Source organism: Mesoplasma corruscae, assembly GCF_002930145.1.
Taxonomy (GTDB): Bacteria; Bacillota_I; Bacilli_A; order Mycoplasmatales; family Mycoplasmataceae; genus Entomoplasma; species Entomoplasma ellychniae.
In genome coordinates this window covers 200,492-213,482 of sequence record NZ_PHNF01000001.1, presented here as the reverse complement: position 1 = coordinate 213,482, position 12,991 = coordinate 200,492, and the positions used below count along the sequence as shown (strand labels likewise).

The window sequence follows — 12,991 nt, the reverse complement described above, 5'->3', positions numbered from 1 at the left end:
AAATGAAAAAAATAATTCTTTTCAAAAACCATAAAGGTCATTTAGCTATTTATATTACTTTAAGTATTATTCAAAATATTTGTGTCGTCTTATCAACATATTCATTAGGGATGGTGTTAAAAAATGCTGTACCACCTATTTCAGATTTTACAAAAGCAGGTTATTTATCCTTATTTACTATAACACTATTCTTAATATCAGCATTTTGTAGCTACATTAATACAATTGTTAAAACTGATTTAAGCAAAAAAATTAAAATCGATTTGATAAATATCGTTATTTTAAAAATATTTTCTTATAATTTGCAAGAATTTAATGAAAATAAAAAAGGAGAATATTTATCTTGAATTAACAATGATGTGGAAAATATTGAAAGTGGAGTTTATTCATTATTTCTTATTTTTTTAGATTCATTTTTTAGCATTGTTTTCACATTTATTGCCTTAGCTTTTATTAGTTGAATAGTATTATTGATTACAATATTTTTTTCTTTATTATTTATAATTGTACCTTATTTTATGAAAAAAAGAATTACTAAAAATATTATTAATTCTTCACTTTCTTCTGCTGATTTTATTAGTAGAACAGAAAATTTGATGAATGGCTATGAAGAATTTTATGCAAGTAACAAAAGTAATATTTTAAAAACTTTAATAACTACAACTGGGTTAAAATATGAGAATGTCAAACAAAAACAAACACTAACAATTAATAAATTGCTTTTATTTATGCACTCTTTTATTATCTTTGTAAAATTTGCTGTTATAGTGGCTGTTATTATTTTATCTTCATCTTATGAATGAATAATAAAAGGTGGGCCATTAATGGTTTTATCAATTGAACCACTATCATATTCTTTTGTAATTCAATTTTCTAATATTATTACAAATCTTACCTCATTTTTTTCTCATACTGAATTAGCAAAGAAATTTAATGTTAACAATAAAGAAGCTAAAATAAGTAAAATAAACTTTCAAAATTTAAAAATTAATAATTTAAAGTATAGCATTGAAAACAAACAAATAATTAATGATCTATCATTTGATATTAAAAAAAATGAAAAGATATTAATCATTGGAGAGTCAGGAGCTGGTAAATCAACGATATTTAATATTTTAATGAAAAGAGTAAAAGATTTTTCTGGACAAATTTATTTTAATGATAATAAAAAAATAAATTATAATGAAATAAATGATAGATCTTTATTTCAATTTATTGATTTTCTTAATCAACACCCATTGTTTTTTAATGATACTCTTAAAAATAACTTAACGCTATTTGATGACACTATTGAAGAAAATGATATTTTAAATGCTTTAAAAAAAACCAACATGTTTAAGTGATTTGAAAAAAATGGTAGTGATTTAAATATGATGATTAATAGTGAAAATAAAAATATTTCGTCTGGAGAAATGCAAAGATTATCTTTAGCAAGAGTTTTACTTAGAAACAAAGACCTTTTATTTTTGGATGAAGTAACTGCTAATTTAGATATCGATAATCGCAGATTAATTGAAGAAATAATTTTAAATTCTGATAAAACAATTTTATTTATTTCTCACTCAATAGAAGAAGAAAATAAATTAAAGTTTGATAAAGTTATTCAAATTTAATTTTGATATTGAAAGGAGGCTATAAAAAATGATATTTTTCGCTCAAAAACAACCCAAACTTGAAATTGAAAGAATTATTGTTCGTCCAGATGGATCAATTGAAATAATTTTTAAATAAAAGATATAGAATCAGTTAAAATAAAACTACAATTATAATGCTAAAATTAACGCCTATAATAGACTGAACCCCGAAAAGTAAGTACAAAATAAAACTTGTATAATACTTTAAAAGAAAGGGGTTCTTTTACTATGGGAAAAAAAGGACAAAAATATAATAAATATACAATTGAATTTATTAATGAGGTTCTTAAAGAACGCGAAAAAAACGGAATTAATTCAACCTCGCAAAAATTTCAAATACCATCAGGTACTATAAAAACTTGAAAGCATAAGTATAAAAATCATGAAACAATTGTAAAACAGAAAAAGGGTTTCGGAAAAAAAGATGAAAAAAATTATAAAGAGAGGTATGAAGTTCTAAAAAAAGTTCATTGACTTCTTGGAAAGCCAAGAAGGTTCAAAGTAATGTTTATCAGAGAAAATCTTAAAAATTATAAATTATCTTTAATGTTAGATGTTTTAGCATTAAAAAGATCTTATTGGGATAAATACAAAAATTTTGTTTTTGATGAAAAGGATAAAATTTGTTTACAAGAAATTAAAAAGGTTTTTGATGAAAATTTAAAACAATTTGGCTATCGAGAAATAGATAAGGCCCTAGACGAAAAGGCATAACTATTAGTCATAAAAAGATTCTAAGAATAATGAATACCTATGGTATTCGCGCCCAATACGTTAGAAAAATGATTAAAAAAGCTTCAATTATGATTGCTGAAGCTTGTTGGTATTATAAAGAAAAGAGTTTAACTTTGATAGATTATCTTGATCAGTTATACCTAAAGTATGGATAATACTTTACCTATACTGCAAACCTTAATTTTAAACTTGAAGAAAAGACTGCGAAAATTAAACCATTAATGAAGTGATTAAGAACAAATGGAATTAAAAAAATTGCTGGATTAGAGGTATCAATACTGAAGATTATATTAATGGTTTATATAATATGCCTGGACAAGATTTGTTGAAATTTTATCTAGATGATAATTCATGATTTGCAGTTTGCCCAAGTGGAACTGAACCCAAATTAAAAATTTATTTTGTTGGGGCTGATAGCAATGAAAAACTAGCACAAACTAAAGTTGAAAGAATTTATCAAGAATTAAAAATATTATTGAAAATTTAAAGGAAAAAATGAAATTAAATAAATGTATTGATCATACTTTATTAAAATCTGATGCAACTGAATCTGAAATTATCAAGTTGTGTCATGAGGCAATCGAATACGATTTTGCTACAGTTTACGTTAATGAATATTGAACTCCATTAGCACAAAAGATTTTGATTGGTTCAAATATTGGAATAACTAATGTGATTGGTTTTCCATTAGGTGCTAGTTCAAGCGAAGTTAAAGCATTTGAACCAAAAATGCAATTAAAAATGGAGCAACAGAAATTGATATCGTTGTTAACATCGGTGCTTTAATCGATGGTTATTATGAAACTGTATTGAATGATATGAAAGCAGTTAAAAACGCTGCTGGAAAACAAATTGTAAAATGTATAATGGAAAATTGTTTATTAACCAAAGATCAAATTATCAAAGCGTGTGAATTAGCTGTTCAAGCAAAGCTGGATTTTGTTAAAACTTCAACTGGTTTTTCAACTTCAGGAGCAACCTTTGAAGATGTAAAACTAATGAAAGAAACAGTTGGAAATAATGCTCAAGTTAAAGCAGCTGGTGGGGTTAGAACTTATCAGGATGCAATTCAGATGAGTGAAAATGGCGCAACACGTTTAGGAACTAGTGGTGGTGTAGCTATTATTAAAGGTGAAGAACATCAAAAAGGATACTAGATTACTAGTATTTTTTTTATAATTTTATTTCACCATCGTTATCTATATTATGATTATAAATTTCATAAATCCCATAAATGATTCCAAAAAAAGGATTGAATAAAGCTATATATTTAATATAAGGTATTCATTGATCATATTGATATCAAATTAATAAAATACATGACGAGCTGATTACAGACATAATGATAATGACAACATTAAAGTAAAATCAAATCATATTACTTTCCCAACTTCAATTTTGTTTAAGAAATACTGAAAGAATAAAAGTTATTAAAAAACTAACTAAATAAATTATATTAATTAACAATAAATAAAATAGATCATGTTTAACTCTAGATTTTTGTTGTGGAACAAAAAAATTGATGAAATGGTTATGGATAATATTTTTTTTAGTTAAAATAAATAAAATTAAATAAAGACAAGATAAAACCAATGAACAAATCCCTAAAATAAATAATCAATTTTTATTTTCTAAAATTCCAGCCACAATTTGAAATGGAGATGCTATTAAAACATTAGCTACAAATCCGATTCAAATACTTCCTATTACTGAAATACCTTTGGTGTTATTTTGAATATTATTAACTGCGTTTTCTGAATATGATCTATGATTTAACAATTCATAAAAACCATAAATAGAACTAAATCCTAGACCAAATAATGCAAAATAAACATTGTATTTTTGCAAATTATTATTTGAATAATAAAATAAGAACACTAAAATTGGGCAAACGAAAGCCAAAGCACCAAAAAAGAAGTATATAAATGACAACCCTAATAAAACCGTTGCTCCTTCTTTGAAAAGAGCGAAGAATAATATCCCTAAGGATAATAATAAAAATGATCATATTCAATTCAAAAAATTTAACCATCCTAAATTTTTGGTTTTTTGAGGTACTTTAGATGGAAAGAGAAACTTAATCCATTTTAGCTTAATCTTTTTTTGGTTATGTAAAATAAATAAAATAATATATGCACTTAGAACAACTAAATAAATAATCGATACAAATAAAGAAATAAAAAACATTGAATGAAATTGCTCAAAATTAAAAATTAAAAATATCATTCAAAAAAAATCTATTATAGTTAAATTCAGTAATAACGAAATTCAAGAAGAACCTAAAATTGATATCCCTTTTTTCATTTTTTCCTTTTTTCCTTTCTTTTAACTTTGACAATATATATTAATTTCATTTTTTATCACTTGGTCCCCAACCTGTAGGAATAAGAAATGCAAATCTAATATATATTCCATTGCCTTTGTTTCCGCTTTCAAATATTGATGAACCTAAAGTAGCTAAAATGCCCGCCAATAAAGAAACAGCAGTTGCACCAGTAGCAATATAAGGAATATTCGCCATGCCATCAGCTAAAACACCCGACAATTCTGAGAGAGTGCTTAAAAAATTTCCTTTTGATAATTCAATTGACATTTCATTATTAAAATGAATCTTTCAATATCCAATTAAATACTCATATCAATGATTGGGACCACTAAATGCAATTTCCTTTTGTCCAATAATTCTATTTTCCAAAAATAAATTATTTGTATTAACATTGTAATGTTTTTCTTCAAACATTCCTTTGTTTTCTAAATCCTTTAAGGTTGTGTTTTTAAAGCTTTTTCTAAAAAGAAAACTCAAAGATTCTTGATTGAATCCTCTTTTTTCTAATTTATTTAAGTCAAAAATTACACTTTCATTTTCTTCAATCAAAAATGATTTAATATCATTATTATTAATGGAAGAAAATAAATTAATATTTTTATAAATTATTTCCTGATCTTTTTTAAATAAATCAATAATCTCTGATTCGTATTTTTTAAATTGTGTTTTATTAACTATAGAATGTGAAATAGAAGCCGGACCACTCACTATAAACCCTAAAGATCCAATTAAACTTAAAATTGATAACATAATTACCTCCATATTTCTTAAAATAATTTTTATAAATTTTAGTTTTTAAGAGTATTATTTGCTATGATTTTATTTTAACACTATATAAAAATAAAAAACACAAATATTAATAAAAAAAATTAATAATAAAGGAATATATTTTGATACAATTATTCAAAATAAGGAGGTAGTGTTTGATCCAAACAACTATAGTCAAAGTTATTGTTAACTATCTTTTTAAATCAACTAACTAATAACCATTTTATTAAATCAGAGAATATTGTTTTTACCATTAACTACTATTTAGTAGTATTTTTTTAATAACTTGGTTATAAAATCCAAGGAGAATATATGAAAAAAATTAAATATAATATATTAATGTTTTGTATAACAATGGCAATTCATTTACTTTGTTATGCTATTTTAATTTTTTGTGGAATTTTGATTATAACAATGTTATACGCCCCTTTTTGACATCATTGATGCTGCAATTAAAGGAATTGAATCAACAGTTCAACTCACATCTCTTAAGGTATGCATTTTTTATCAGTCATGTCATTAAACCAAATTGCCATAATGTAAATCTAATTAATTTAAAGCAATATTTATTTACCGATTGTAAAAATGAAAACAACAATATTTATTGGTAAAACAGTTAATAAATAAAATAAAAAATATAATAGAAAGTAGAAAAATATAAAAACTAAGAAATCAAGTAAAACAGAATTTATAATCCCAACTCAAGAAGGGTTTCCGATTGCACCTAGTCAAATAAAAGCATTTTTAAATCATAACTTAAGATTATCTAATAATATTATGATTGACAAGAAAATAGATCATTTATTATATTTTAATTGATCTTTAAAAAGATTGTTATAAGTTTTTTCGATTAAGCATTATTGATCCAATTAATTGCCAAGAAATTGTATTTTTTTCTGAATCTGAACTTTTATAAAAAGATGAAATCATAGCAAATATAAAAATAAAAATTATTAAATTAAAACCATAAAAAAATATTATAACGCCACAAATTGCGTTAATCATTCAATTATCATTTTCACTTAGTGACCCTTTAAATAAAAATATATTTAAGAATAAAATTATTATTATGCCAATCATAAATATTATTTCAAATGAAAATAATAATTTTAAATATCGAAACCTTTTCTGAATTACATCTTTTATTGTTATCTGCATTTCTTAACTAAACCTTTCTTCAAAATTAATTGAATATTTTTTTAAAACTAGAGAATCTTAAATTTTCATTATTATTAACATTTTGAACTTGATATTTTGACAGTATATCTTTTTCTCTATCCGAAAAATTAAATTCTATAGCTTTTTTTCTTTTTGATAGATATTTGCAAAATATCTTGAATTTTTAAGTTATTACTAATAAAAATGCTTTTTTTAGATTTGCTTATTTTTTAGCATCATTGAATTGTACATCACTATAAAAAAGACTTGTTAATTTCTAATTTGGTTTAAACAAATTTACTATAAATAATAAAACCATTAATGCAGCATATTTAAAAATTAATAGTAATTAATTATCTCATAATGCGGTAAATGTTCAAGATGCTACTGGGTTGGTCTATTATTTTGAAACTATTTTCAGCTCTTTTAATTCAGCTATCTTGTATATCAAAGTTAGTATATAAAGTCATTACAAGATCCCCTCTTTTAACTTGCTCACCATCTTTTTTATTTAAATAAATGCCTGCAGCAAAATCAATTGTGTCTTCTTTTGTTTTTCTACCAGCTCCAAGATCCATGGAAATTAAACCAATTATTTCAGCATCTTGACTATCAACATAACCATCTCTTGATGCTAATATCTCAATTTTATGTTTTGTAGTAAAGTGATTATCATAATTTTCAATAACACTAAAATCTCCATGTTGTGCTTCAATAAAACATTTTAAATATTTAGCAGCTTCACCAGTTTTTAACTTATTTTTAACATCTAATATAGCTTCTTTAATATCGGTAAATAAGCCAACATTAACAAGTGTAACCCCAGCAGCTGTTGTAACAACATCAATTAAATCTTCAGGACCTTTACCTAATAATGCATCATAAGCTTCTTTAACTTCTAATGCATTTCCAATAGCTTTACCTAAGGGTTTATCCATATTTGAAAGAATAACAGAAACTTTTCTTCCATAACCTTCACCAATTGAAATCATTGTTTTAGCTAACTTTTCAGCTTCAGCAATATTTTTCATAAAAGCACCAGTTCCAACTTTAACATCTAATACTAAACTATCAGCTTCAATTGTTAACTTTTTTGACATGATTGATGCAGCAATTAAAGGAATTGAATCAACAGTCCCAGTCACATCTCTTAATGCATACATTTTTTTATCAGCAGGAACAATATCATCTGATTGACCAACAAGTCCGATATGTGATTTTTTAATTACTTGAATAAATTCGTCTTTATTAAGTTCACTTGTTCAACCTGGACATGATTCTAATTTATCAATAGTCCCACCAGTTACACCAAGTCCACGCCCTGACATTTTACAAACATTAACACCATAACTTGCTAATATTGGTGAAAGAACTAAACTAGTTTTATCTCCAACCCCACCAGTTGAATGCTTATCAGCTTTTAGTCCTTTAATTTCACTAACATCATATACAAATCCAGATTCAACATAACTTCTTGTCAAATCAACAATTTCTTTATCACTCATACCATTAAATCAAATTGCCATTCCCATTGCTGACATTTGATAATCTTTAATATCATTTTTAACAAAACTATCAATTAGTCATTTAATTTCTTGTGTTGATAATTCTTGTTTGTGTTTTTTCTTTTCAATCAAATTGTTAAATGTATATCCCATAATATTTCCTTTTCTTTAATAATTTAATAATATAATATAAAAAGACAGGAGAAGTATGTTTTTTAATAAAGAAAATAAGATATATCAAGAATGAATTAATGCTAAAAACATTGATCCAGAAGTGAAACAAGAATTAGAAAGTGCTGATGAATCAGAATTGTTTGCTACATTTGAAGGAATAGAACTAGAATTTGGCACAGCAGGCATTAGAGGGATACTTGGTGCTGGACCAGGAAGATTTAACATTTACACTATTAAAAAAGTAACAATTGCTTATGCTAAATTACTAATTAAAAATTATCCAAGTCAATTATTAAATGGAGTTGTAGTTGGTCATGATAATAGACACAATTCAAAAAGATTTGCCCAAGAAGTTGCAAATATATTATCCAGTTTTAGTATCAAAGCATATTTATTTAAAAACAACGATATGCAACCAACACCAGTTGTTTCATATGCAGTTAAACAATTAAAAGCTATTGGTGGAGTTGTGATTACAGCGTCACATAATCCAAAAGAATATAATGGTTATAAAATATATGATCCATTAGGATGTCAGTTACAAGATGAACAGACTGCAATTATTTCTGATTCGATGAATAAAATCGAAAACATTTTAAAATGAACATATTCAACTAAAGAAGAATTAATTGAAGTAGTTAATCAAAAAGTTATTGATGATTATACTGCTATGATTAAAAGGTTAGAATTTTATGATGATGTTGAATCAAAGAAAAATTTAACAATAGTGTTTAGCGCAGTTAATGGAACAAGTAGTGCATATACACCATCAATATTAAGACAAAGCGGATATGAAGTGATTGAAGTAAAAGAACATGCTTTTGAAGATGAAACATTTTCAAATGTAATTAATCCCAATCCTGAATTTGACCCTGCATGAGTTATACCCTTACAATATGGTAAACAATATAATGCTGATATTATCATTATGAATGACCCAGATGCTGATAGATTCGGAATGTTTGTTAAAGTTAATAATGAATTTATCAGAATGGATGGGAATGAAACTGGACCATTATTAATTGATTGAAAACTAGCTAATTTAAAAAGATTAAATAAAATACCAACTAATCCAACATTATACTCAAGCTTTGTAACTAGTGATCTTGGAGATCGAGTTGCTAAGGAAAAATATGGTGTTAAGATAATTAAAACATTAACTGGTTTTAAGTGAATGGGGAGAGAAATAGCTAAAGAACCAATTAATGGATTGCACTTTGTCTTTGCTTATGAAGAAAGTTATGGTTATGTGATTGATGATTCTACTTTGGATAAAGACGGAATACAAGCATCTATTATGATTGCTGAAATGGCTTGATATTTTAAAAAACAAAATTTAACATTAGTAGATTATTTACACCAAATATATGAAGAATTTGGTTATTACACAACTCAAACTTTAAATCTTAACTTTAAACCAGAAGAAAAGAAAACTAAGATTGATAAAATAATGAGCGATCTAAGAATCAAACCTTTAAAACAAATTGCAGGAATTAAAGTGATTAAAATTGATGATCATATTAAAGGACTACATAATATGCCAGGTCAAGACCTTTTAAAGTATTATTTACAAGATAAATCATGAGTTGCTGTTAGACCAAGTGGAACTGAACCTAAAATGAAAATTTATTTTGTTGTTGTTGGTCATGATGCAAAAGAATCTTCTGAGAAAACAATTAACATAATTAAAAGTATGAAAGAATACTTAAATATATAAAAAGGAATAAAAGATGAATTTAAACAAATATATTGATCATACATTATTAAAAGCAGATGCTACAAAAGCTGAAATTAAAAAACTTTGCGAAGAAGCTATTAAATATGAGTTTGCTACAATTTGTGTAAACACTACATGAACACAGTATGCAAATGAGTTGTTAAAGAATAGTAAAGTTGAAATCACAAATGTGATTGGATTTCCTTTGGGTGCTTGTGATAGTAACACAAAAGCATTTGAAACTAAACAAGCTATTAAATTTGGTGCTAGTGAAATTGATATGGTATTAAACATTGGTGCACTTAAAGATCAAAACTATGAATTAGTATTAAATGATATGAAAGCAGTTAAACAAGCAGCTGGTAAAAATATTGTTAAATGTATTATGGAAAATTGTTTATTAAATAAAGAACAAATCATTAAAGCATGTCAGTTAGCTATTGAAGCTGAGTTAGATTTTGTTAAAACTTCAACTGGTTTTTCTACAAGTGGAGCTACTATTGAAGATGTAAAGTTAATGAAAAAAATTGTTGGCAATGCTTGCAAAGTTAAAGCAGCTGGTGGAGTTAGAACATATGATGATGCTATTGCAATGATTAATGCAGGTGCTGATCGCTTGGGAACTAGTGGTGGAGTTAATATTGTTAATGGAAAAGAACACACTAATGGTTATTAGAAAATAAAAACATAAAATTATAAAAGAAAAGGTGTATTTTGATTAAATACACTTTTTATTTGACTTAATTTGGTGGGTTGTGTATAATATTTTAGCATGTATGTTTTGTATGCACAATTACAACACACTCATAGGAGTTGTAGATAAACACAAATGGAGGTTATGATGGCAGAACAAAAAATGAGAATTAAATTAAAAGGTTATGATCATACAATTGTAGATCAAAGCATTTTAAAAATTATCGAAGCTGCTGAAGGAACTGGGGCAAAAGTCAGAGGACCAATCCCATTACCAACAGACAAACAAGTGATTACTATTTTAAGAGCTGTTCACAAATATAAAGATTCACGTGAACAATTTGAAATGAGAACCCACAAAAGATTATTAGAGATTTTAAATCCAACACCAACTACAATGGACGTTTTAAAAAGAGTTCAATTACCAAGTGGTGTAGAGATCGAAATCAAACTTTAAAAAAGCAAACAAAACACAAATCATATTTTAGACAAGTTAACGAAATATACATGACTCATCAAAATACAAATATAAGGAGATATAAAGATGAAAGGAATCTTAGGACGTAAAGTTGAAATGACTCAAGTTTTTACAGCTAATGGTAAATTAATACCAGTAACTGTTATTGAAGTTCAACAAAACACTATTCTACAAGTTAAAACTCTTGAGTCAAATGGATATAATGCTACTCAATTAGGAGTATTTGACAAAAGAGAAAACTTAGTAAACAAACCTGACTTAGGACAATTCAAAAAAGCTAATTCAGTTCCTAAGCGCTTCGTAAAAGAGATCAGAAACATGGGAGGATATGAAGTTGGAAGTCAAATTACAGCTTCAGATGTTTTCCAAACTGGTCAATACGTTGACGTTACTGGAATATCAAAAGGTAAAGGATTTGCTGGAGCAATTAAAAGACATAATTACTCAAGAGGTCCTATGGCTCATGGATCAGGATACCACAGAGGTATTGGTTCAATGGGAGCAATTATTAACCGCATATTCAAATCAAAAAAAATGGCTGGTCACATGGGTGATGCAAAACGCACAATCCAAAATCTAGAAGTTATTTCAATTAATAACAATATAGTAATGGTAAAAGGATCAATTCCTGGTCCAAATAAAGCTTATGTAATTATTAAAGAAAATGTTAAAGGATTAAAATCTGCTGAAGCAGCTAAGTTATTAGTAAGAAATACTAAACCAGCTGCTGAAGCAAAAGTTGAAGAAGTAGTTGAGGTTGAAGTAGCACCTGTGGTTGCTGATGCAGTTCAAGAAACTGTTATTACTGAAACTCCAACTGAAGAGGCAGGAGAATAATCATGGAATTAAAAGTATTAAATGTCCAAGGGCAAGAAGTTAAATCAATTTCATTATCAGATTCTGTTTGAGGTGTAGAACCTCATCAACAAGCAATATTTGACACTGTGATTTCACAACAAGCTGCTTTAAGACAAGGAACTAAAAAAACTAAAACTCGTGCAGAAGTGCGTGGTGGTGGTAAAAAACCTTGAAGACAAAAAGGAACTGGTCGTGCTCGTCAAGGGTCAATTAGAGCACCTCATTGAAGAGGTGGGGGAGTTACTTTTGGTCCAACCCCGGATATTAACTATAAAAAATCAGTTAATAAAAAAGTTAGAGCGTTAGCTTTTAAATCAGCTTTATCAATTAAAGCTGCTGAACAAAATATTGTGATTATTGATAAATTTGAATTTACTAAACCATCTACAAAAGAGATGATTAGTACAATGAAAAATTTAAAAGTTGAAGATCAAAAAATATTAGTTGTAACTAAAGAAAATGATGAATTATTAATTAAATCATCAAACAACATTGCTGGTATTAAAACAATACCTTCAATTAAATTAAATGTTTATGACATATTAAATGCTCATAAATTAGTTATGACAGAAGAAGCTGTATTAGCAGTTGAGGAGGTATATTCATAATGCATTTAACAGAAGTTATTCAAAAACCTGTGTTGACCGAAAAATCATTTGTAGGTCATGCTAATGGTGTATATACTTTCTTAGTTAATAAAAAAGCTAACAAAGTACAAATTAAAAAAACATTTGAACAAATCTTTGAAGTTAAAGTTGAATCAGTGAGAACTATGAACTATGATGGTAAAGAAAAAAGAATGGGAAAATTTGCTGGAAAAACAAATAATTATAAAAAAGCGATCATCACTTTAAAAGAAGGTGAATCACTAGATTTACTAAACGATTTATAGAAAACACTTAAACCCATAAGTGAGCATATTGTAAATCAATATTAAAAAGCTAT

General features: G+C 26.3%; 12 protein-coding genes and 1 pseudogene. 10 read left to right on the top strand and 3 right to left on the bottom strand.

The features are described from left to right. The first annotated feature begins 2 nt into the window (after window positions 1-2). From MCORR_RS01005 to deoC (MCORR_RS03960), 4 genes and pseudogenes are all read left to right on the top strand, one after another. The gene (locus MCORR_RS01005) at window positions 3-1,613 is read left to right on the top strand and encodes an ATP-binding cassette domain-containing protein (protein ID WP_181021197.1); all 1,611 of its coding nucleotides are present in this window, start codon (window positions 3-5) and stop codon (window positions 1,611-1,613) included. 213 nt (window positions 1,614-1,826) lie between these two features. Beyond that, window positions 1,827-2,348 carry a hypothetical protein gene (locus tag MCORR_RS01000; RefSeq protein WP_146063410.1) on the top strand — a complete coding sequence of 174 codons (522 nt, stop codon included), beginning with the start codon at window positions 1,827-1,829 and terminating at the stop codon, window positions 2,346-2,348. A 328-nt stretch (window positions 2,349-2,676) separates the two neighbouring features. Next, window positions 2,677-2,856, top strand: a complete 180-nt coding sequence (locus MCORR_RS03985) for a hypothetical protein (RefSeq protein WP_219818474.1) — start codon at window positions 2,677-2,679, stop codon at window positions 2,854-2,856. 8 nt (window positions 2,857-2,864) lie between these two features. Continuing rightward, window positions 2,865-3,526, top strand: a pseudogene (deoC, locus tag MCORR_RS03960) (deoxyribose-phosphate aldolase). Between the two features lie 16 nt (window positions 3,527-3,542). On the opposite strand, the gene MCORR_RS00985 reads toward deoC (MCORR_RS03960), so the two are convergent. From MCORR_RS00985 to MCORR_RS00970, 3 genes are all read right to left on the bottom strand, one after another. Beyond that, entirely contained in the window at window positions 3,543-4,301 is a 759-nt protein-coding gene (locus MCORR_RS00985; RefSeq protein ID WP_146063409.1) for a hypothetical protein, read from the bottom strand. Between the two features lie 412 nt (window positions 4,302-4,713). Then, complete coding sequence (locus MCORR_RS00980; protein WP_104207754.1) at window positions 4,714-5,445, bottom strand: hypothetical protein; 732 nt, start codon at window positions 5,443-5,445, stop codon at window positions 4,714-4,716. Window positions 5,446-6,974: 1,529 nt separating this feature from the next. Then, on the bottom strand, window positions 6,975-8,279 hold the full coding sequence (locus MCORR_RS00970; protein ID WP_104207752.1) for a thymidine phosphorylase: 1,305 nt from the start codon (window positions 8,277-8,279) through the stop codon (window positions 6,975-6,977). Between the two features lie 55 nt (window positions 8,280-8,334). Between MCORR_RS00970 and MCORR_RS00965 the strand changes: the two genes are divergently transcribed. The 6 genes from MCORR_RS00965 to rplW all read left to right on the top strand — a co-directional run bounded on the left by MCORR_RS00965 (window position 8,335) and on the right by rplW (window position 12,938). After that, the gene (locus tag MCORR_RS00965) at window positions 8,335-10,017 is read left to right on the top strand and encodes a phospho-sugar mutase (protein WP_104207751.1); all 1,683 of its coding nucleotides are present in this window, start codon (window positions 8,335-8,337) and stop codon (window positions 10,015-10,017) included. A 13-nt stretch (window positions 10,018-10,030) separates the two neighbouring features. Beyond that, window positions 10,031-10,693, top strand: coding sequence for a deoxyribose-phosphate aldolase (gene deoC / locus MCORR_RS00960; protein WP_104207750.1), 663 nt, complete (start codon window positions 10,031-10,033; stop codon window positions 10,691-10,693). Window positions 10,694-10,858: 165 nt separating this feature from the next. Then, window positions 10,859-11,167 (top strand): 30S ribosomal protein S10, encoded by a 309-nt coding sequence (gene rpsJ, locus MCORR_RS00955; RefSeq protein WP_104207749.1) that lies wholly within the window; start codon window positions 10,859-10,861, stop codon window positions 11,165-11,167. An 87-nt stretch (window positions 11,168-11,254) separates the two neighbouring features. Then, entirely contained in the window at window positions 11,255-12,025 is a 771-nt protein-coding gene (gene rplC / locus MCORR_RS00950) for a 50S ribosomal protein L3 (RefSeq protein ID WP_104207748.1), read from the top strand. Between the two features lie 2 nt (window positions 12,026-12,027). Continuing rightward, complete coding sequence (gene rplD / locus MCORR_RS00945; RefSeq protein WP_104207747.1) at window positions 12,028-12,654, top strand: 50S ribosomal protein L4; 627 nt, start codon at window positions 12,028-12,030, stop codon at window positions 12,652-12,654. Beyond that, a complete protein-coding gene (gene rplW / locus MCORR_RS00940) occupies window positions 12,654-12,938 on the top strand; it encodes a 50S ribosomal protein L23 (protein ID WP_104206003.1) in 285 nt (94 codons plus the stop codon). The genes rplD and rplW overlap by 1 nt, the downstream gene beginning before the upstream one ends. The last annotated feature ends 53 nt before the right edge of the window (window positions 12,939-12,991 follow it).